This window comes from Terrisporobacter muris, assembly GCF_024621905.1.
Classification (GTDB): Bacteria; Bacillota; Clostridia; order Peptostreptococcales; family Peptostreptococcaceae; genus Terrisporobacter; species Terrisporobacter muris.
The window spans coordinates 1-22,745 of record NZ_JANKBY010000026.1; the positions used below are offsets into that span (position 1 = coordinate 1).

Consider the following 22,745-nt stretch of genomic DNA (forward strand, 5'->3'; position numbering starts at 1 on the left):
GATCTTTAATAAAAATAAGGAACTGTTACAAATATCACTTTTGTAACAGCTCCTTATTTTTTATTTTTTATTTTTTATTTTTTTCCATATATTGCTTCCAGTCTCCATTTTTAACTGGAACTAATTTATCATCTTTATTATAATCTGCTGATTCATTGTATTCATAGTAATATGCTTTTATAACAGTTCCTTCTGCAATCTTTACATTTACAACTTTTCTGTTATATTCATTTTCACTTTCCTTACCTTTTTCATAAGCTTCTAACTCATCAAGTTCTTTTAATACAGATTCAAAATCATTAAATGACATTAATTCTCCAACAACTTCTCCCTCTCCTGGAACTACTGCTGGGTATCCTTTATTTTCTATATGGAATAAATCTCCGCTTATTGTTCCTTTTACATTTTCTTTAACTTTACCATCTAGATAAGTTTTATAGTTGAACATATCACTTCTTAAGCTTCCATATACAAATACTCTTTCAACTTTCATATTTTCCATATATGAGTTCCAGTCACCATTTTTTACTTCTATTAATTTATCATCTTTGTTATAATCTGCTGATGGGTTGTACTCATAGTAATATGCTTTTTCTACACTACCATCTTCCAACTTAACATCTACAACTTTTCTATTATATTCATTTTCTTTTTCTTCACCTTCTACATAAGCTTCTAATTCATCTAAATCTTTTAATGTAGATTCGAAATCTTTAAATGTCATTAACTCTCCTATTACTTCTCCATCTCCTGGAACTACTGCTGGATATCCTTTATTATCTAAATGGAATAAATCGCCTTTAATTGTAGCCTTTTTATTTTCTTCAACTTTTCCGTTTAAATATACATCATAGTTAAACATATCGCTTCTTAAGCTTCCATAAACAAATACTTTATTAATGCTTTCAACTTCTTCTTTAGGAGTACTACATCCAGTCAAAGTTAGTAAAAATGTCAATAATAAAGTTCCTAATAAAATTTTCTTCATTATTTTTCCTCCAAGTTTATTTTTATTTGCATGTACTAGTTTACTTATACTAAGCATTTAGTATTTTTATGTATTTGTTTTGTTTTTCTAAACATTAGGTTAAATATAACTATACAATAATCTCTACATTAAAATAACAAATTATACTCTATATGTCAATATATTCAAACTTAAAATTTATAAATAAGACGATAAAATATTTATGCATTAAAATAACTCTACCTTAATATTTTAAATATACTGAGGTAGAGTTATTTATTTTGCTATTTTTAGTTTCTGTATTACTTATTATTTTTTACTTATAGATTTAAATGAAGCAGTTTGTTCTTTAATTCCTTTTTCTGCTGCAAATCTTTCTATACTTGAAGCACCGAAGAAGCCATCAATTCCTTCAATGTTTTCTATTATGTAAGCAGCATCTTGTGGCTCTGCAATTGGTCCACCATGGCAAATAACCATTATATCTGGATTTACTTCTTTTCCTGCTTTCATTATAGCTTTTATTTTTTCAACACAATCATCTAATGTAAGAGCAGTTTTTGCTCCTATTGTACCTTTTGTTGTTAATCCCATATGTGCTACTAATATGTCTGCCCCTGCTTTTGCCATTGCTTTTGCTTGATTTGGATCAAATACATAAGGAGTTGTTAGCATATCTAACTCATGAGCTTTTCTTATCATTTCAACTTCTAAGTCGTATCCCATTCCCGTCTCTTCTAAGTTTTGTCTGAATACGCCATCAATTAATCCTACTGTTGGGAAGTTTTGAACTCCACTAAATCCTTGCTCTTTAAGTTGTTTTAGAAATACGTCCATTACTCTAAATGGATCTGTGCCACATACACCAGCTAAAACAGGCGTATCTTTTACAACTGGTAGTACTTCTGCACCCATCTCTACTACAATTTGGTTTGCATCTCCATAGGATAATAATCCCGCCAGTGAGCCGCGCCCTGCCATTCTATATCTACCTGAGTTATAGATTATTAACATATCTGCGCCCCCAGCTTCACTACTCTTAGCTGTAATACCTGTTCCAGCACCAACTCCTACAAGTATTTTACCTTGCTTAACATCTTCTTTAAATTTATTTATTATTTCTTGTCTTGTCATTTTATTCATCTAAGATTCCCCCTAACTATTAATTATTTTTCCATTAAATCTATTAAGTTTTGTGCTGCTCTTTGAGCAAATTCTATATCATTAATGTTACAATTCATCTCTTGGATTGTAACAACATCTTTATTTGTTAATTCTTTTAAAGTATCAAATAATTTTTTATCTTCTTCCTCTCCATAAAAAGGTTGGTCTTTGGCATCAATTCCCGAAACTCCTTTTAAAGGTAACATAAGTATAGTTTGTCCCTTTGACATATTTAATTTTTCAGCAATCTTTCTACCTATTAATTCATTTTCTTCTACAGTAGTTCTCATTAGTGTTACTGTAGGATTGTGTTTATATAAATTACGTCCTGTGAATTTTTCTGGCACTGTATCATAAGGTCCAAAGTTACACATATCTAAAGCACCTACTGATACTACTTGTGGTATATTATGTTTTGCAGCTGCTTCTAATCTATTAGGACCTGCATTTAGCACTCCACCAATAATTTCATCTGCCCATTCTGTTGTTGTAAGATCTAGAACCCCTTCTATAAATCCACCTTCTATAAGAGATTCCATTGTTCTTCCACCAACTCCTGTGGCATGAAATACTAAAACTTCATAACCTCTCTCTTCCATGTATTCTTTTGCTGCAGTTACACATGGAGTAGTTACACCAAACATAGTTGCTGCCACTAAAGGCTTTTTATCAAGAACTTTTTTGTTTTCAAATTTAACCATACCTACAATTGCAAACACAGCATTTGTAAATATTTTTGTTGAAATAGAATTAAGGCCTGCCACATCCACAATAGATGGCATCATAACAATATCACTTGTTCCCACATATTGAGATGTATTTCCCGAAGCCACTGTTGATACCATAAGTTTTGGTACACCAATAGGAAGAGCTCTCATTGCAGGAGTTACTAAAGAAGTTCCCCCTGACCCTCCAAAAGAAATAATTCCATCAAACTTTCCTTGTTCATAAAGCTTAGGTACTAACTTTTCCATACCTTTTGATAATACTTCTGTTGCCAATGCTCTATCTTTTTTGCTAACAATATCATTTATATTCCAACCTACCGCTTGTGCCACTTCTTCGTTGGATACGTCAGGTTCAAAAGTTGATTCAAAAACCCCTGTATGTATTGTTAAAGTACTTAGACCTAAACTTTCAATTAACTCTTTCACATATAAATATTCCTTGCCTTTAGTATCAAATGTACCAGCAATAGCAATAGTTTTCATGAATTAATCTCCCCTACAGATATATTTTATATAGTTGGTATAAATCAACTTATAATCTTTTGTTTTTTAATACTAACTATACCTTAATACTATTCTGTTTTACTTTTTAAGTAAACGTTTTTATGTTCTGTAATTTTGTGTTTATGTCGTATTGGGGAATATCCTTTATATTTTTTAAACATTTTGCTGAACTGTGAATAGTCATTATACCCAACCAATGATGCTACTGTTGATAGAGGAATATCTTTTTTATTTAAGATATCGACAGCTTTATTTATTCTAAACTTTACTAAATATTCTGGAAAAGAGCATCCAACTTCTTTTTTAAATAAACTACTTAAGTAACTTCTAGACACATGAGCTACTTTTGCCAAATCTAAAAATGATATTTCATTCATATAATTTTCAGCAACATATTTTTTAACGAATTCAACATAATCATAATGTTTTGTAATTCCGTCAAGCATTTTCACCATTAAATCATCTTCATCCACATTGGAAGTTGTTTTAAAATCTTTTATAGTTTTCGTAAGCGATTTTTCTAATGGAATTCTTTCAAAAGCAGAACCGCCAATATATCCCATTAAATCTTCATTACTATACATATATTGAATATCTATTGGTGTTTTAACAGGGCCACCATAAATTAATTTAATTACGTTTGGATTTAGTTCATTGCATAGTTTAAAAATTTTTTCCATTTTACTTTTTACACTTTCCAAAGAAAATACTTTCTTTGCCCCCAATAATCCCCCTTCAGTTAGTCCCAAATGAACACAAATAGTATCAGCTCCAGCCTCTATCATTTGCTTAGCTTGAATTTCATCAAAAACAAAAGCTACAGTAAATAAACCTTTCTTATGTGCTTTTCTTATTAAATCTACTTCTAATAAATAACTAAATCCTGATTCCTCTAATGCTTCCCTGAGCTTCCCATCAATAAGTCCAATAGTTGGATAGTTATTGACTCCAGAAAATCCTTTTCTTATTATTTCATCTATGTAAATATCAATATCTTTTGTGGGATCTGTTGCATTTACACCAAAAATGATAGGTATATCTTTTACTAAAGGAATAATTTCTCTTGATGCAAATTCCATAACCATGTCATTGCTGTTAGAGTATGGTAAAAAACCTGCTAATGACCCTCTTCCCATTTGACGAAATTTTCCTGAATTAAGCATTAAAAGGAAGTCTGCACCAGCCCTTTCTGAATACTTTGCTGTCATACCAGAACCTGTTGCTACTCCCAAAATATGGTTTCCTTTCTCTACCTGAGCTCTAAGTCTTTCTAATATTTTTCGCCTATCCATAATTTTCCCCCCTTATGCTTCCCTTTAAAATATTACTATGTAATTAAAGCCCCTAGTTATTTTTTTATAAATACTAGAGACTTTATATATTTTCAGATTTACTTTCTCTCATTTTAGTGATTCTTTTAATGAATTACTTTAATTAAAGCATATATGTAAATAGTAGTGATTAATATAGTAAATCACAATAAAAAAAATTCGCTTCGCTTAAGTGACGTGGCTGCGAAACACTTTAAGGCACTGCGTGGGCGCTATGAAATTTTAAGTAACGATCTTGATAAAAAACTAACTTTTTACATCTTAATATTTGTAATATTACTTCGTTTCACAAGTTTCCCACAGATTTGAGAGCAATATAATTTCCTTATATGTAAAAAGTACCCACTAAAACAGATATTTTAGCGGGCACCCAATTTACAAATTATTCATTTTTCATTACATAACTATTTCTTTTACATTACCATCTCTATACATTATTTCGCCTTTTCCTATTGCTCCAACAGGACATACTAAGCTACATAAATGACATCCAACACATTTATCTTTATTTAAAGTTATTTCTCTAGTTTCTTCATCATATGTATAAGCTTGATGTCCTCCATCAAAACAAGAAACGTAACATCTTCCACATCCTATACATCTATCTTTATCTATTTCTGGATAAATAACAAATGTACGATCTATGTCTTCAGCAGGTATTATGTTGTTGTTTGCAAGTCCTACTAAATCTTGTAACTTGTCTATTCCTCTTTCTTCCATAAAATATGATAATCCACTTATCATATCTTCAACTATTCTATATCCATATTGCATTACAGCAGTTGTAACTTGTATATTGCTTGCTCCTAATAATATAAATTCTAATGCATCTTTCCAAGTTTCTATACCACCTATACCACTTATTGGTGCATCTTTTAATCTTTCATCCGTTCTCATTTGTTGTATAAATCTTAGAGCTACTGGTTTCACAGCTTTTCCTGAATAACCAGATATTGAAGATTTACCATTTACTATTGGAAGTCCTACCATTTTTTCAAAATCTACACCAGTTATTGATTTTATAGTATTTATAGCAGATATTCCTGCTGCACCACCTTCTATAGAAGCTACTGCTGGAACTACCATATCTCCAATGTTTGGAGTCATTTTTGCTAATATTGGTAATTTAGATCCTCTAGCTACTGCTTGACAGTATTTTTTAACTAATTCTGGGTTTTGACCAACATCTGAACCCATAGCATGACTAGTCATTTGAGGACATGAGAAGTTACACTCTATCATATCTGCACCAGCTTCTGTAACTAATCTAGCTAGTTCTTCCCACTCTTTTTCGTTTTCACCCATTATAGACGCAACTATAACTTTATTTGGATAATTAGTTTTTAATTTTTTTAAAGCCTCTAAACTTTCTTCCAGTGGATGTTCAGAAATTTGTTCCATATTTTTAAATCCAACAAATTCAGTACTTTCTTTTCTTAAAGCGTCAAATCTTGGAGAGCAATCTGTAGGTATAAAGAAACCAAGAGTTTTAAATACAACTCCTCCCCATCCAGTTTCCAAAGCTTTCGCACACATTTCATAACAGTTATCTACAGGTGAAGAAGATAAAAAAAACGGATTTTCACACTTAACACCACAAAATTCTATTGATAAATCTTTTTTAAACATTAATTTGCCCACCTTTCTTTTATTTAAGGGATATTAATTATAATTTTTTATTAGCACTTTACTGAACTTTTTTCATTTACAAAGTCTATTACTTTCTTAGCTACTTCTTTACCGCTCTTTATAGCATAAACTACAGTTTTTTCACTTGAAACCACATCACCTGCTGCAAATATTCCTTTTGAAGAATCTAGTAATTCATCCACATTTTCTTCACTTTCTTGACTTATTGCTAATATATATTGATCACATTTCATTGTTATAGTTGTATCATTTCCTAAACTTTCAAATGTTGCTTTTTCAACTTTTGAATTACCTTCTATGCTAACTGGTTTAAATTTAACATACATGTTTACTCCAGCTTCTTTTGTTTCAACTTTTTCATCTATATATGCTGGCATTTCATTTTCAGTTCTTCTATATAATATATTAACGTTATCTGCACCTCTTAATTTTGCAGTTCTAGCAACGTCCATAGCCACGTCTCCACCACCAACTACTATAACATTTTTACCAACATATACATTTTGTGGTTCTTCTTTAACTTTTCTTAAGTAATCAACACCGATCTCAACATTTTCTAAATTTATTCCGTCTATATTTAAAGTCTTACCTTTGTGTAGTCCACATGCCCATATAACAGCATCAAAACCTTCTTTTAATAAATCTTCTGGTTTTTCTACTTTTGCATTATTTTTAAATACAACACCTAATTCTTTTATTTGATTTATTTCATGAGCTACTAATTCCCCAGATAATCTATCACTTGGTATTCCATAAGTTAAATAACCGCCTAATTTTTCATCTCTTTCATAAACAGTTACATCATAACCTTCTTTTAATAACTCAACTGCTGCTGCAAGACCAGCTGGTCCAGATCCAACAACACCAACCTTTTTATCAACATGTTTTCTTTCTCTTAACATTGGAACATTTAAAGTTTTATCTAATTCCATTAAATATTCTTGAAGCATTTTTATTTTTATAGGTGTTTTTAGACTTACTCTACTACAAGCACCTTCACAATAAGCTTTTGATGGACATACTTTACTACAAACTCCACCTAAAACATTGTTTTCTTTTATTGTTTCTATAGCTCCTTTTGGGTTTTCAAATCTTAATGATCTTATAAATTTTGCTGGGTCTGTTCCTGCTGGGCATGCTTTAGAACAAGGTGCATCATGACATAATAGGCATCTAGATGCCTCTTCACGTATTACTAACTCAAAATTCTTATCAGTTTTTTTGTTTTGATCCATTTTCATTTTCCTTTCTTAACTATTTTTTATTTTAGGCCTAATAAGGCTTAATGAACTTTTTTAATTTTCACTCAGAAACTTTCACATTTTTTATTACTTGTTTTTTATCTAATTGGTAAAATACATAAGATAATAGTGCTACAATAGCGCATCCTACTACCCAAGATAGTTTCATATTAGCAAGTGGCATTTTTAAATATAGAGATTCAAATGTATTAAGATTCCAGCCACATAAGCTGTTATAAGCATATATAGCATCTAAAATTCCATATACAAAACTAGCGTACATAGTGCATCTAGCTGCAAATAAACATCTTTTGTCATTAACTTTAGGTACAAATACATAGAATAAAATTAAAATTATTAAGGCTGGTGATAAAGAGTCTAGTAATGGTCCTACATAAGCCAAAATATTATCTAATCCTATGGCTCCAACCAAAGTACTACTTACACAAACAACTATTACAGCTGTTTTGTATGATATTTTTTTATTAGATACGTCTTCGAAAAATTCTGCTGCAGCTGCTGTTATTCCTACAGCTGTTGTTAATGATGCTATAGCTAAAGCTACACAATATAAAACTCCTCCTGATCCACCTAGTAAAAGAAATGCAACCTTTGTATACAACTTAACATATGTTAAATCTCCTGTTGGTCCCATTGCACCTCCAGTTGTTGCTCCAATAACCATATGTCCTAAATGGCTTAATGTAAGCATTCCAATACCACATATACCAACTTTTATAATATTGCTATTCATATTTTTTTCTGTTACGCCTTTTGCTCTTAGATTATTTAATATGACTATTCCAAAGACTAAAGCACATAGTATATCACCTGTGGCATATCCACCTGTAAATCCATAAGAAAAGGCTGAACCTTCATAAGATTTAGGGGCCCATGTTTTTGATATAGGATCTAGCAAACCTTTTCCAATGATGCATACAACTATAATCAATAATACTGGGAATAGAATCTTACCTATTTTGTCCATAGTGTCTGATCTACCTGCTAAAAACCAATATGTTACTAAATAGAAAATTATAGAAAATATAATTATTGGCAATTTACTACTTGTTTCAAACCCTGTTGCTTGAACTATACCATCCCATGATGATGCACTCATTCTTGGAACCACATATAATGGCCCTAGCATCAATATAGTAATTGTTGTAAAGATAGAACCAAATTTCGGCATAATTTTTTTTGTTAATGTATTATAAGTTCCCTCTCCTCTAACAAGAGCCACATAAGCTAACATTGGCATTAGTAATGCTGTAATAAGTACTCCTATAAAAGCTATAAATACAGAACTACCACTTTCTTTTCCCCAGTTCATTGGCCATGTCATACTTGATGACCCAAAATGCATGGAAAAAAGTGCAGCTCCCATTAAAAATAATTCCTTTGCTGGCAAACTATCTTTAATTTCTTTACTCTGCTTTTCCATAATACCCCCTCTTTCAAATGTGATTTTATGTAATTTATGTAATTTATGTAAACGGTTACATAAGGTTTATACTTAATTTATAATTCCATTTCTTACCATTGTCAACAAAAAAGTAATATTTTTGTTATTTTTTTATTTATATAACAAAAAAATGTACCGCATAAAAATATTTAATAATATTTTTATGCGGTAACTTCTTAAAATAGTTCACTCTCATATTCCTTATGGTAATTAACTTTCATCATAAATTTTTAATTTATTTATAGGGCAAACAAAAATGCATAACCCACATCCTATGCATTTTTCTTGATCAATCTTTATATCATTATCATTCACTGTATCTATTGCATTCTCTAAACAATGCTCTACACATAAGTTACAACCCTCTTCGCATTTTTTATTATCTGATTTACATGTCATCGGCTCTAGCGCTAATTCATCTAATGGTTTAATTTTTTCCAATGCCTTACCACATATTTCACTTATGGAATTAATTTTTTTCTCTTTAAACCACTTTTCTAGATCATTTACTATTTTTTTAATTATACTATCTCCATTTAACATAAGGGCTGTGCCAATTTGTACTGCAGATGCTCCTAACATAATATACTCTATTACATGCTCATAATTTCCTATTCCACCTATACCACAAACAGGTATATCTACAGATTGTGCAATAGATGCTACACTAGCTAATGCAATTGGTCTAATAGGTTCTCCAGAATATCCCCCATAAGTTGGTAACAACGGAATCTCTTTGTCTATATCTACACCCAAAATACATCTTATGGTATTTATAGCACTTATTGCACTTGCACCTGCCTTTTTTGCAGCTTTTGATACTTCACTTATATTATTAACATGCTGAGATAATTTCACCATTACTGGTATTTTTATATTTTTTGATACATCATTTACCACATTAAAAACAAATTCACTATCAGAACAAGGTATTTCTACACCTTCTCCTAATGGACTTGATAAGGATATTTCTATACCGTCTGCACCATATTTTTCTAGCTTCTTTGCCAAATATGTAATTTCTGATGGAGAGTGGCCTGATATGCTTGCTATAACAATTCCTCCATCACTTTTAGCTATTTTTAGTTCCTCTTTCCATCTTTCCAGTTGAAAACGACTATAAAATCTTATATTTTGTAATCCTTTTCCATTAAATGCTATTTGTTCTCCTGTTTTAGAGTATGGATCACTCACTATAGTTTCTGTAATTACAGCCCCTGCGCCAGCTCTTAGATTATTTCTTAATTTTTTACCATTACCATTCCAAGGACCGGCTGAAATTATTACTGGATTTTTTAAATTCAATCCCATGAAGTTAGTCTCTAACATAATTAAAATATCTCCCCTATTCTCCTACCATAACCACATGATTTGCGTATTTTAATCTTTGTTTCTAGTAATATTTCTTGAGTAAAACTATCTTCAGATTCAAGGTTATTAATTATATCAATCAATAATCTAGCACCTAGTACTCCTTGCTTATGTAGAGGATTTATTACTGTTGTTAATTTTGATTCAATCATCCTTGAAAGATTTATATTATCAAACCCTATAACAGCTATATCCTCTGGTACTTTTACATTATTATCCCTTAACGCCGCCATTGCAGCAAAAGCGAAAATATCATCTGTAGCAAAAATTGCCCTTGGTGGATTTTTCAATTTAAGTAACTTCTTAGTAAGTAAATAACCCTCATCCAAAGATACTTTCGAATGTAAAATATAATCTTTTTCCATTTTAATATTATTATTCTTCAAAGCTCTCTTAAAACCTTCTAACCTCAAGGCATTTTCTCTTTTTTCTTTCGGCCCGTTAATAATAGCAATTTTATCATATCCAATATCTATCAAATGCTTAGTTGCTTTATAGCTTGCTTTTTCATAATCAATTTTAACTGTATCAATTTCTTTACAAGCGTTACTTTCTCCTATTGACACTATAGGTATTCCTTTTGACTTTATAGAAAGTAGCTTCTGTCTACTTATTGAACTTGAGATAATTATTAGGCCATCAGTATTTCTTTTAATTAAACTATTTATACTGTCTTCTTCTTTTTGAGCGTCACATGAACCGTCACAAATAACAGTTATGTAACCGCTTTCCGCCATAATGTCCTCTATTCCTTTTATAATTTCCATATAGCTTGGATTCAAAATATCTGGAACAATAATTCCAATAGTTTCTGCTTTACCTATGTTCATCCCCCTAGCAAACCAGTTTGGTGTATAGTTACACTCATCGATAATAGCTTGAACTTTTTCTCTAGTAGCTTTAGCAACTGTTTCTGGATGATTTTGTACTCTAGATACTGTTGCTACCGATACACCTGCTTTCTCTGCAATCTGACGTATATCCATATATTCCCTTTCCCCAACCATTTGTATTATATTTATTTTTTATTTATTATGGTTTTTATTTCAACTATATTTTATCACATATTTAATAACTTTCATCTTAATATTATTGTTTCAATATTCACTCATTCCATTTTGGAATTGTTAAATTTTTATAAAATAGTTGACTTTCTAACTTTTCAGCCTTATAAAAATAGTATAGAAGATATGTAAACGTTTACATACTTTCTTAATATTATAAAATTTAATTATTGGAGGTAGGTTTGTATGTTTAAATGTAGTACTGAAAGAATGAGAGATAAAATTGAAACTTTTTCAAAATTCGGGGATGCAGGACATGGCGGAATAACAAGATACTCTTTATCTCCCGAAGCTATTAAAGCTAGAGATGAATTTGTAAAAAGAATGGAAGCTATTGGTGCAACTATAGAAACTGATGATATGGCTAATATGTATGCCACTTTACCAGGAACAGATCCCAACGCAAAAAGAATTGTAATGGGCTCTCACTGTGACTCTGTAAAAAACGGTGGTAACTATGATGGTATCTTAGGTGTTATGGGTGCTATGGAAGTTTTAGAAACTGTAGCTACTGAAAAAATACCTCATAAACATCCTCTTACTGCTATGATATGGACAAATGAAGAAGGTTCATTATACCCACCTGCAATGATGAGTTCAGGAATAGTGTGTAACGATGTACTTCCTGCAGAAATAGCTAAAAACTTCAAATATGAAAATATGATGAGCTCAAAAAGTGTATTAGATAAAACAACTACTTTCGGCTCTCAATTAGAAAAATTTAAATATAAAGGACAAAAAGAAAATCGTTTAAATACTGATAAATATAAATGCATGTTTGAACTTCATATAGAACAAGGTCCAATACTTGAAGATGCTGGCAATGATGTTGGTGTTGTTACTTGTGTACTTGGAATGTTCAACTGCCGTATAAAATTCTATGGTCAATCAGACCATGCTGGTACAACTCCTATGCATAAACGTCAAGACGCTTTATATGCTGCATCTCAAGCTCTTTGCTACTTACACGATGAAATAGACAAATTAGGAAATAAAGAGTTAGTGTATACTACAGGTGAAATAGTTTGTCACCCATGTGTACATACAGTTATACCTGATTTTGTGGAATTCTCTATAGACGTTCGTCATGAAGATCAAAAATTATTAGATAAAGTATATGAAATAGTAAGAAGTTTAGAAAATAAAGAATGGGCTAAATGCAAATGTGAAGTTGAATTAGCTTGGAACAGAGACACTGTTTACTATGACAAAGAATTAGTAGGATATGTTAAAAAATCAGCTGAAGAATTAAATATTCCTCATCAATATATTAATTCAGGTGCTGGACATGATGCTCAGTTCGTTTCTTACATGATGCCAACAACTATGATTTTCGTAGTTTCTAAAGATGGTCATTCACATTGTGAACAAGAATACTCTACTCCAGAGCAATGTGCAAACGGAGCTACAGTTCTTCTAAATGCTGTTTTAAAAGCTGATTTAACTGACTAATACTATAATCCACAATTAATAATATTTTTTTATTTGAGGAGGAAATTATGAGTAAATTTGATAAGGTAATAAAAAATGGTACTATTGTAACAGCTTCTGATACTTACAAAGGCGATATAGGTATAAAAGATGGAATAATAACTGAAATAGGTCAAAACTTAGATTGTGAAAATATAATAGATGCTACTGATAAATTAATAATACCTGGTGGTATAGATGCCCATACTCACTTAGATATGCCTTTTGGTGGAACTTTCTCAAGTGACGATTTTGAAACTGGTTCAAAAGCAGCTGCTATAGGTGGTACTACATCTGTAATAGACTACTGTGTTCAACCTGGTGATGGAACTTTAGCTGATGGTCTAAAAATATGGAAAGAAAAAGGATCTAAATCTTGCATAGATTATGGTCTTCATATAGCTGTTACTCATGCTGATAAGGAAACTTTAGAAGAAATGCCTAGTATGGTAGATGAAGGTGTTACAAGCTTTAAAGTTTACATGGTTTATGACGGAATGAGAGTTAACGATGCTGCATTTATGAATATATTAGAAAAATCAAAAGAATGTGGTGCTTTAGTAGCTGTTCACTGCGAAAACTATCATGTAATAAATCATAGAGTTGAAAAACTTCTAGCAGAAGGTAAAACAGAGCCTAAATATCATGCAGTTTCAAGACCAGCTAATTGTGAAGGTGAAGCAGCAAACAGAGCTATAACTCTTGCTAAATTAACTGATGCTCCTTTATTTATAGTTCACAACAGCTGTAAAGAGTCTATATCAAAAATAAAAGAAGCTCGTGAAGCTGGACTTCCAATTATGGGAGAAACTTGTCCTCAATACTTAATGTTATCAGATGATAATTATGAAGAACCTAATTTCAATGGTGCTAAATATGTAATGTCTCCTCCACTTCGTAATAAATCTAATTGGGATTACATATGGCAACAATTAAAAGATGGTACTATACAAACAATAGCAACTGACCACTGTCCATTCTTCTTTGAACAAAAGAAATTAGGAAAAGACAATTTTGCTAAAATACCAAATGGTGGCCCTGGTATAGAAACAAGAATGCCAATAATGCTTTCTGAAGGACCAAAACATGGCTTATCTTTAAATAAAGTTGTTGAAGTAACTGCTACAAATGTGGCTAAAGTATTTGGTATGTATCCTAAAAAAGGTACTATAGCTATAGGAAGTGACGCTGACTTAGTATTATATGATCCTAACAAAGAAGTAACTTTAACTAAATCTATATTACATGAAAACGTTGATTATACTGCTTTTGAAGGAATTAAGTTAAATGGTTACCCTGTTATGACTTTATCTAGAGGTGATGTTATTGCTAAAGATGGTGAATATATAGGAACTGCTAATCGTGGTCAATTCATCAAACGTGATAAATCACAACTTCTTTAATATAAGGTTTATTAGGTGAATAATATGAAAAAAATGAGTTATCTTTGCGCACTGGGAATAACTACTGCCATACTTTGTGGTATATGGACATGGTTTGCTGGATATGTAGGACTTTTCGGTTGGGCTGGTTTTGCTGGATGTACTACTTACTTTGCATGTGGTCACCATGGTGTGGAAGGTCTTAAAAAAACTATTATCCCAAATATGGCTGGTGTTCTTTGTGGTGTTACTATATTCTTCTTAACTGATTTAGTTCCCATATTAGGTACTCTAGGTATATGGTGTGCCATAGTCACTTTTATAATGTGTATAATAGGTAAATCAAAATGGTTTGATTTTATCCCTGGTACTTTTATGGGATGTTTCTCAACATTTGCTGCTGGCGGAAACTGGATGATATTAGTTCCTTCTTTATTAATGGGTGCCTTACTTGGTATTTCTTGTGATAAAAGTGGTGATTGGTTTTTTAATACTTTAACAAAAAATAATTCCAGTGATAATAGCTCTAACAATGTAGAAGTTTAATGCAAGTATCTTCTCTTTGTATATAAAAACAACTCTATTTTAGGTTGTAGTTCTAAAGTGGAGTTGTTTTATATTGATATATTATGTTAAATATACTTAAATCCCTATTATGACTTATTTTTACTACTTGTTAATAAATATTTATACCTTAACCTTAATTTATATTTATTAACAATGTATATATAAGTTTAATAGTTTATATAAATCCCTAAAATTAAATTAATTGCCTGTAATACAGACAAAAGAAAGGAGTATCTCAAAATGATTTTTTATCATTAAAAGAGATACTCTCTTCTTTTCTATTTCTAAATTAAATATTTATGTTATCTACATATCACTATGCAGGTTACTATTTGAGCCACGCGTGGGCAAGCTGCTTAAAAAAATACATTCTTTATTAATGATATATCTATCAGATCTCCCCCAGATAAGAGCAACAACCTTCCGCTCATATATCTGCTACATTTAATACTTAAGACTTGGATAATATTATACTTTGTTCTGTTACGCAAACTCATCCATTTCTCAGTAGCTTCATATGTAATTTTTGTTCCTTAGAACTAGACTTTATCCTAGGCTTCCTTCAGGTTCTAACTCACTATGAATACCCTTCCCCTTATCTAGTAGTTCCAATATCAATACTTCAATGGACTTTCTCAATCAAGTTGTTGCCCCTACTGGTCACAAAAAAAGATGAACTCACATAGAGCTCATCCTTTCCTTTTTTGTGGAACTATCTTTTTATTTTGAGATAGCCCCTTCTTCTATTTACTTATATATTATTTTCTATTCAGTTACTTTACAATACATAAAGTATTTATATCCAAGTGGTGAAGTATACATACCTTCTAACTTATCTGATATTATATATAAATCAGTGTAGTAATATAGTGGTATTATTGGCATATCTTTAGCTAATATATCTTCAGCCTCATGCATTTTTGCATATCTTTCTTTTGAATCAGTTGTAGCTTTTATTTCAGATACTAATTTATCGTATTCTTTGTTTGACCATTGAGCGTTATTATTTCCTCCACCAGTTATCCACATATCTATGAAAGATATTGGATCATTGTAGTCACCTAACCAACCATCACGAGCAACTTGGAAATCTCCTTGTTTTCTTGTTTCTAAGAATACGTTCCAGTCTTGAGATGATATAGTAGAATTCACTCCAAGATTTTCTTTCCACATATTTTGAACTGCTTCCATTATTGGCTCATGTCCTGGATTACACATAAGCTCTATACTTGGAAGACCTTTACCATTTTCATATCCAGCTTCTTTAAGAAGTTTCTTTGCTTTTTCAACATTTCCTTTATAATCTTTTACATCATACCATTTTTTAGCATTTTCGTGGAACTCAGTTTTTCCATCTGCATCAGTTAAACCAGTAGCAACAAATGAATCTGCAGGTATTTGACCACCTTTAGCTACTTTTTCAACTATATAATCTCTATCTATTGCTAAAGATAAAGCTTCTCTTACTTTTACATTATCTAATCCTTCTTTATTAACATTTATAGATAAGAAGTAAGTTCCAAGTTGTTTCTCTATTTCTAAACCTTTATCTTTCATTGCGTCTATTTCTTCACTTGGTAAATCATCACCAAATAATATTTCACCATTTTTAAATGCTGATAATATTGTGTTTTTATCTTCCATAAGTACGAAGTTAATAGTATCTGGTCCTAATTTATCTAAGTCATAGTAATTTTCATTTTTTACATATGTCATTTTAGCTTGATGTTCCCATTCTTTTAATACATAAGGTCCATTTCCTATATAAGTTTTTGGATCTGTTGACCAAGTATCTGCATTAGCTTCTACTACATCTTTTCTAACTGGGAATGTAGCTGGGAAAGCACATACTTCTAAGAAATATGGTGTAGGAGTTGCTAATGTAACTTCTACAGTTTTTTCGTCTAATGCTTTTATTCCTAATTCTTCTGGTTTTTTCTTTCCAGCCATTATTTCGTTAGCATTTTTAACCATGTCTATCATGTAGTTATAATCTGCACCAGTTTTTGGGTTAACTAATCTTTGCCATGAATATACGAAGTCTTCTGCTTTTACGGGCTCACCATCTGACCATTTTGCATCGTCACGAAGTGTGAAAGTATAAACAGTTTCATCTTTATTAACTTCATATTTTGCTGCTTGACCTTCTACTATTTTGTTGTCCTTATCTAGTTTCATTAATCCTTCAAAAGCATGGTTTATTAGTGTGGCTCCGTCTACTGCACTGTTTTTTGCTGGGTCTATTGTTGCTGGTTCTGGACCAACATTTACATTAATTTCAACCCCTCCCGATGAGTCGCCACCTGTAGAGCTACATCCAACTAAAGCTGTACTAATTGCTAAAGTTGATGCTAATAAGACTGCTAATTTTTTCTTAAATTTCATATTCCTCCCCCTATTCAAAAAAATCTATATATAATACTCTTAGTAATATATATCTTATATTTTTCCAATATTATGACAAGCTACAAAGTGGCCTTTGTCATACTCTTTTAATATTGGTGCTGAATTTTTACATTCATCAGTTGCATGTGGACATCTAGTTCTAAAAGTGCATCCACTTGGTGGATTTAAAGGACTTGGTATATCTCCTTTAAGTACTATACGTTTTCTTTCTCTGCTTGATTTTGGGTCTGCAATTGGAATGGCTGATAATAATGTTTTTGTATAAGGATGCATAGGGTTTTTATATAGTTCATTGCTTGATGTAAGTTCCACCAAATGACCTAAGTACATTACTCCAATTCTATTACTAATATGTTTTACTACGGATAAATCATGTGCTATAAACAAGTATGTAAATCCTCTTTCTTTTTGTAAATCTTCCAACATATTAACTATTTGTGCTTGTATTGAAACGTCAAGTGCTGATATAGGCTCGTCACAAACTATAAATTCTGGCTCTACAGCTAAAGCTCTAGCTATACCTATTCTTTGTCTTTGACCTCCTGAGAATTCATGCGGAAATCTATTGGCATGCTCTTTATTTAATCCTACAGTCTCCAACAAACCATAAATTTTTTCTTGTCTTTCTTGTCTGTTTTTATATAATTTGTGTATATCTAAAGGCTCTCCAATTATATCCCCAACTGTCATTCTAGGGTCTAAAGAAGCATATGGATCTTGAAATATTATTTGCATTCTTCTTCTATAAGAATGCATATTTACATTAGTGATATCTTCACCATCATATATAATTTTTCCCTCTGTTGGCTCATGAAGTCTAAGTATGGTTCTTCCCAAAGTGGTTTTACCACATCCACTTTCTCCAACTAATCCTAAAGTCTCACCCTTTTTTATATGAAGAGTTACATCATCCACAGCTTTTACAAAATTTGATTTAAGAAATCCCTCTTTTACTGGAAAGTATTTTTTTAATCCTGTAATTTCAACTAAATTAGTGTTTGCATTTTCCATGGTTTACTCCTCCCCTTCCAATTCTTCTTTCACTAATAACCAACAACTAACTTCATGATTTTCGTCAATTGTATAAACAGGAGGTACATTTTCCATGCATACTTTCATACAATGCTCACATCTTGGTGCAAAAGAACATCCTTTAGGTGGATTGATTAAATCCACAGGGTTACCTTCTATAGGTATTAATCTTTCGTGGGTTTCATTATTTATTTTAGGTATAGATTTTAATAATCCATGAGTATATGGATGTTTTGGATTATAAAAAATATCATCTATACTTCCTCTTTCTATAATATTTCCTGCATACATTACGGCAACTTTGTCACATATTTCTGATATAACTCCCAAATCATGAGTAATAAATATGATAGACATATTAATTTTTTCTTTTAATTCTTTTAATAATTCTATTATTTGAGCTTGTATAGTAACATCTAGAGCAGTTGTGGGTTCGTCTGCTATTAGTAGTTTAGGATTACAAGCTAGAGCCATAGCTATCATAGCACGTTGTCTCATTCCCCCAGAAAACTCGTGAGGATATTGTTTTAGTCTTTTTTGGGGCTGATTAATCCCAACAAGTTCAAATAATTCTATTATTCTTTTTCTTCTTCCTTCTTTATCTAAATCTGTATGTTTTTTTAAACTCTCATCAATTTGACTTCCAACGGTAAATATAGGATTAAGAGATGTCATAGGATCTTGGAATATCATCCCCACATCTTTTCCTCTTAGTTTTAGCATTTCAGATTCTGGCATATTAGTTATTTCTTTATTTTCAAAATTAATACTTCCACCTATTACTTTACCTGGTTCTGGAATAATTCCCATAAGTGCATAAGAAGCGACCGATTTCCCACTTCCTGACTCTCCAACTATTCCCATGGCTTCACCATATTTTAAATCATAAGATATTTTACGAACTGCTTTTACCTCTCCTGCATAAGTAAAAAAAGATACTTCCAATTCATCAACATTTAATAATACATCTTTTTTATTATTTGTAATCTCCATATAATTGTCCCCCTTATTTCTTTAATCTTGGGTCAAGGGCATCTCTTAGACCATCACCAAATAAGTTAAATGCAAGTATAATAATACTTATTGCTACAGCTGGAAACATTAATCTATATGGATAAGATGCAATTCCATCTAATGCATCTGAAGCCAATGAACCTAATGATGCTAATGGCTTGCTTACACCTATTCCTAAGAAACTCAAAAACGCCTCAGTAAATATTGCTGAAGGTATTTGTAACATGGTAGTAACTACTAGCTGACCTACACAGTTTGGAAGCAAATGTTTAAGTATTAATCTTTTATTATTAGCACCAAGTGCTCTAGCTGCACTAACGTACTCCATTTCTTTAAGTTGTAAAACTTGACCACGAACTATTCTTGCCATACCTACCCAGTACAGCAAACCATAAACTATGAACATGGCTATTATACCTGGCCCTAGAGTTTGAAGAGGGCCAAAAACACCACCAGAGTCAAAAGCCTTCGTCAGAGGTTCTTGCAATACTATTCTTAATAAAATAATGATTAGCATATCTGGTAAAGAGTAGATTATCTCAACTATTCTCATCATGACTATATCTACTTTCCCACCAATAAGACCAGAAATAGATCCATAAATTGAACCTATAACCAATACTATAAGAGCAGAACCTATACCTATTAATAAAGATATTCTTGCTCCTACCATAGTTCTTACTAACAAATCTCTTCCCAATTTATCTGTTCCAAAAGGGTGAGCCATGCAAGGTGTTAAGTTTTCATGTCCCCTTACTTGCTGGTCATATGTATAAGGACTTAAATAAGGCCCTATAAACGCAAATATAATAAATAGTACAATTACTATTAAAGAAATCATTGCTATTTTGTTATTTTTTAATCTTCTCCATGCATCTTTCCAGTAACTAGTATTCTCGCCCATAGAAATTAAGCTTTTTTGTTCTTGTTTTGAAACTGGCATAAAGTCTTCTGGAGATAATTTTAACTGAGTGGTAAAATGCTTACTTTTTTCTAAAATCATAATATTTATCCCCCTTATCTAATCATCTAACTTAATTCTAGGATCTACCAGTTTGTATAAGATATCACAAAGCAAGTTCATTAATATTACAAATGAAGCCAAAAATACAGTTGTACCCATTATAATATTATAATCTCTTGCATCTATTGCCTTAATAAAATATCTTCCAAGACCTGGAATATTAAATACTTTTTCTACAACAAATCCTCCTACAAGGGTGAATGCTACTAGAGGTCCTAAATATGTTATAACTGGTATTAATGAATTTTTTAGGGCATGCTTAAATGTAACTACAAACTCAGACATTCCCTTAGCCCTTGCCGTTCTAATATAATCCTGACCTAAAGCGTCAAGCATACTTGAACGCATTAATCTGGTTATATAGCACATAGGATAAAATCCCAAAGTAAATACAGGCAAAATGTAGCTCGAAGGTCCACTGAGTCCATATGTTGGTAGAATGTTTAATTGAATTGCAAACAACAACATAGATGCTGTTGCTATTACAAAGGACGGCACTGCAATACCAAGAGTTGATATTACACGAATTACACTATCCTGCCACTTCTCTCTTTTTAATGCTGACAAACATCCAAGTGGTATACCAAGCACTATTGCAAATATAATTGCCATGGCACCAATCTTAGCAGATATAGGAAATGACTGTTTTATTATTGTTAGAACTGGCACGTTTCGTTGTAGTTTATAACTAATTCCCAAATCTCCATGCAACAATTGCTTAAGATATATTGTGTATTGCTCAAATACTGGTTTGTCCAAACCATACTTTTCATTTAATGCTTGCTGGGCTATCTCATTTGCTTTTTCAGAAGCAAAGGGGCTTCCTGGTACTAATTTCATCAAAAAGAATGTAATAGTAGCTGCAACAAAAATAGTAAAAATAGCCATCAAAACACGTTTAAAAATAAACTTTACCGTGTCCACTGTTTCCCCCTCCTCATTTAACTTTTAATATAATTACCCACTTGAAACTTCGAAAAATAATATTTTGTATATTATTTATGTATTATATTTAGTTAGTTACTTACATATTAATTTACGGTTAATTTAATGTCAATGCGAGGATTTTTACAGATTTTTACCATTATCTACCAAATACCTTATTATTCTTCTATTTATAACAAATACCAACATTTTTCTCTGCTAAAAAATATATTTTTTTGTATTTTTATAATATTCCTTTATGGAATTTGTATTTAAGAATACATAACTCAGTATGCAACATTCTTTTTATGATGTTTTTTATACTTACCAGTTCATATAATGAAATAAATTTTCTTTCTTCCTTATAAAAAGCCCTGAATATTAATTATTGTACTCATATACAAAAATTAACCTCCATGACTTACATATTTTAAAGGTAAATACACTTTAAAATTACTTTCCTTTCCTAACATACTATCTACTTCTATCTTTCCATTATGAGCTTTAACTATTGATTTTACAATAGCCAAATCAATTACAGCCCACATGTTTTTCTGTTTCTGGACTTGCCTTCACGATAAAACCCCTCAAAAATATATAGTCCTTATCAGAAAACATCTCCTTCTACTTCAGCCCTTACTGCAAAATCAGCTAAGACCCTTGAGATAAATTAATTCCTCCACACATTGATACACAATGAAGAGATGTAAATAAACCTATAATAAACAACATTCCATAAATTGTATTTTCATTTGCCGTTGGAAATGCATTAAATATATTTAAAAGACAAAATTTATTTAAAAACAACAATCCAACTAATACTATTACTAATATTAAAAATGTATTATCCTCATCTTTATTCATACTTTTTTATTTTTACTATTCACATTCTTATTTATTATTTTATTGTTGAGATCAAAGGCCTTATATCCTTCTTCATTAATTATTTTAATCAAATCGTTTATTGGTATTTTATCTTCATTATAATCAATCTTTACTGTACCTTTATTGTGTGATGCTTCAACTTTTATAACACCATCCTTTTCTAAAAGCACGTCTTCAATAAGATTTTCACAATTTACACATACCATGTCCTCAACCTTAAGTATTACTTTTTTAATGTTATCTTTCAAAGTATCTTCTCCCTTCTTTTTGTCTACTTATTAATATAAAAAGAAGTTGTGGAGATTTTATGGAGAAAACAAAAAACACCTAATCATTTAGGTACTTTATGTTACTAATATTTAGATTTCGACTTACTTAACATAAGTATGCTCTCTTATTTAAATGTAATGGTATCCACTGATATAATAACATACTTTTATTCGAGAAAAACATAAGGTCATACATTAATCTATTTTGATATAATAACATTAAATTTTATGCCGTATTTTACATCATCAATCCGAAATATATTTTGCTTTCTAAATGTTTTATTATA

General features: G+C 31.1%; 20 protein-coding genes. 3 read left to right on the plus strand and 17 right to left on the minus strand.

What is annotated here, in order from left to right:
- Positions 1-67: 67 nt before the first annotated feature.
- The 9 genes from NSA58_RS03830 to NSA58_RS03870 form a co-directional block, all read right to left on the minus strand.
- Positions 68-988, minus strand: coding sequence for a gamma-glutamylcyclotransferase family protein (locus NSA58_RS03830; protein WP_161791919.1), 921 nt, complete (start codon positions 986-988; stop codon positions 68-70).
- A 288-nt stretch (positions 989-1,276) separates the two neighbouring features.
- On the minus strand, positions 1,277-2,110 hold the full coding sequence (locus tag NSA58_RS03835) for a phosphoenolpyruvate hydrolase family protein (protein ID WP_039679844.1): 834 nt from the start codon (positions 2,108-2,110) through the stop codon (positions 1,277-1,279).
- A gap of 23 nt (positions 2,111-2,133) precedes the next feature.
- Positions 2,134-3,342, minus strand: a complete 1,209-nt coding sequence (locus tag NSA58_RS03840; protein ID WP_039679843.1) for a Tm-1-like ATP-binding domain-containing protein — start codon at positions 3,340-3,342, stop codon at positions 2,134-2,136.
- 89 nt (positions 3,343-3,431) lie between these two features.
- Positions 3,432-4,655, minus strand: a complete 1,224-nt coding sequence (locus NSA58_RS03845; RefSeq protein WP_039679842.1) for a phosphoenolpyruvate hydrolase family protein — start codon at positions 4,653-4,655, stop codon at positions 3,432-3,434.
- 435 nt (positions 4,656-5,090) lie between these two features.
- Complete coding sequence (preA, locus tag NSA58_RS03850) at positions 5,091-6,323, minus strand: NAD-dependent dihydropyrimidine dehydrogenase subunit PreA (protein ID WP_257560118.1); 1,233 nt, start codon at positions 6,321-6,323, stop codon at positions 5,091-5,093.
- 50 nt (positions 6,324-6,373) lie between these two features.
- Positions 6,374-7,579, minus strand: coding sequence for an FAD-dependent oxidoreductase (locus NSA58_RS03855; RefSeq protein WP_074078889.1), 1,206 nt, complete (start codon positions 7,577-7,579; stop codon positions 6,374-6,376).
- Between the two features lie 67 nt (positions 7,580-7,646).
- Positions 7,647-9,029: a branched-chain amino acid transport system II carrier protein gene (brnQ, locus tag NSA58_RS03860; protein ID WP_039679839.1), complete on the minus strand. Its 1,383-nt coding sequence runs from the start codon at positions 9,027-9,029 to the stop codon at positions 7,647-7,649.
- 231 nt (positions 9,030-9,260) lie between these two features.
- On the minus strand, positions 9,261-10,379 hold the full coding sequence (locus tag NSA58_RS03865) for a nitronate monooxygenase (protein WP_039679838.1): 1,119 nt from the start codon (positions 10,377-10,379) through the stop codon (positions 9,261-9,263).
- 2 nt (positions 10,380-10,381) lie between these two features.
- Positions 10,382-11,407 (minus strand): LacI family DNA-binding transcriptional regulator, encoded by a 1,026-nt coding sequence (locus tag NSA58_RS03870; protein ID WP_074078887.1) that lies wholly within the window; start codon positions 11,405-11,407, stop codon positions 10,382-10,384.
- 264 nt (positions 11,408-11,671) lie between these two features.
- Between NSA58_RS03870 and NSA58_RS03875 the strand changes: the two genes are divergently transcribed.
- From NSA58_RS03875 to NSA58_RS03885, 3 genes are read left to right on the plus strand one after another with little or no spacing between them, the layout of a single operon-like run.
- The gene (locus tag NSA58_RS03875; RefSeq protein WP_039679836.1) at positions 11,672-12,937 is read left to right on the plus strand and encodes a Zn-dependent hydrolase; all 1,266 of its coding nucleotides are present in this window, start codon (positions 11,672-11,674) and stop codon (positions 12,935-12,937) included.
- 47 nt (positions 12,938-12,984) lie between these two features.
- Entirely contained in the window at positions 12,985-14,358 is a 1,374-nt protein-coding gene (hydA, locus tag NSA58_RS03880; RefSeq protein ID WP_074429650.1) for a dihydropyrimidinase, read from the plus strand.
- A 24-nt stretch (positions 14,359-14,382) separates the two neighbouring features.
- Entirely contained in the window at positions 14,383-14,883 is a 501-nt protein-coding gene (locus tag NSA58_RS03885; RefSeq protein WP_079764787.1) for a DUF1097 domain-containing protein, read from the plus strand.
- 786 nt (positions 14,884-15,669) lie between these two features.
- On the opposite strand, the gene NSA58_RS03890 is transcribed toward NSA58_RS03885, so the two are convergent.
- The 8 genes from NSA58_RS03890 to NSA58_RS03925 form a co-directional block, all read right to left on the minus strand.
- Positions 15,670-17,289, minus strand: coding sequence for a peptide ABC transporter substrate-binding protein (locus NSA58_RS03890; protein ID WP_039679834.1), 1,620 nt, complete (start codon positions 17,287-17,289; stop codon positions 15,670-15,672).
- 54 nt (positions 17,290-17,343) lie between these two features.
- On the minus strand, positions 17,344-18,321 hold the full coding sequence (locus NSA58_RS03895) for an ABC transporter ATP-binding protein (RefSeq protein WP_039679833.1): 978 nt from the start codon (positions 18,319-18,321) through the stop codon (positions 17,344-17,346).
- 3 nt (positions 18,322-18,324) lie between these two features.
- A complete protein-coding gene (locus tag NSA58_RS03900; protein ID WP_039679832.1) occupies positions 18,325-19,335 on the minus strand; it encodes an ABC transporter ATP-binding protein in 1,011 nt (336 codons plus the stop codon).
- 13 nt (positions 19,336-19,348) lie between these two features.
- Positions 19,349-20,359: an ABC transporter permease gene (locus tag NSA58_RS03905; RefSeq protein WP_039679831.1), complete on the minus strand. Its 1,011-nt coding sequence runs from the start codon at positions 20,357-20,359 to the stop codon at positions 19,349-19,351.
- Between the two features lie 18 nt (positions 20,360-20,377).
- On the minus strand, positions 20,378-21,304 hold the full coding sequence (locus tag NSA58_RS03910) for an ABC transporter permease (RefSeq protein WP_257560119.1): 927 nt from the start codon (positions 21,302-21,304) through the stop codon (positions 20,378-20,380).
- A 407-nt stretch (positions 21,305-21,711) separates the two neighbouring features.
- Complete coding sequence (locus NSA58_RS03915; RefSeq protein WP_139045044.1) at positions 21,712-21,852, minus strand: HAMP domain-containing histidine kinase; 141 nt, start codon at positions 21,850-21,852, stop codon at positions 21,712-21,714.
- A gap of 103 nt (positions 21,853-21,955) precedes the next feature.
- On the minus strand, positions 21,956-22,168 hold the full coding sequence (locus NSA58_RS03920; protein ID WP_074078885.1) for a sulfite exporter TauE/SafE family protein: 213 nt from the start codon (positions 22,166-22,168) through the stop codon (positions 21,956-21,958).
- On the minus strand, positions 22,165-22,437 hold the full coding sequence (locus NSA58_RS03925; protein ID WP_039679829.1) for a heavy-metal-associated domain-containing protein: 273 nt from the start codon (positions 22,435-22,437) through the stop codon (positions 22,165-22,167). Before NSA58_RS03925 ends, NSA58_RS03920 begins: the two co-directional genes overlap by 4 nt.
- Positions 22,438-22,745: the final 308 nt, after the last annotated feature.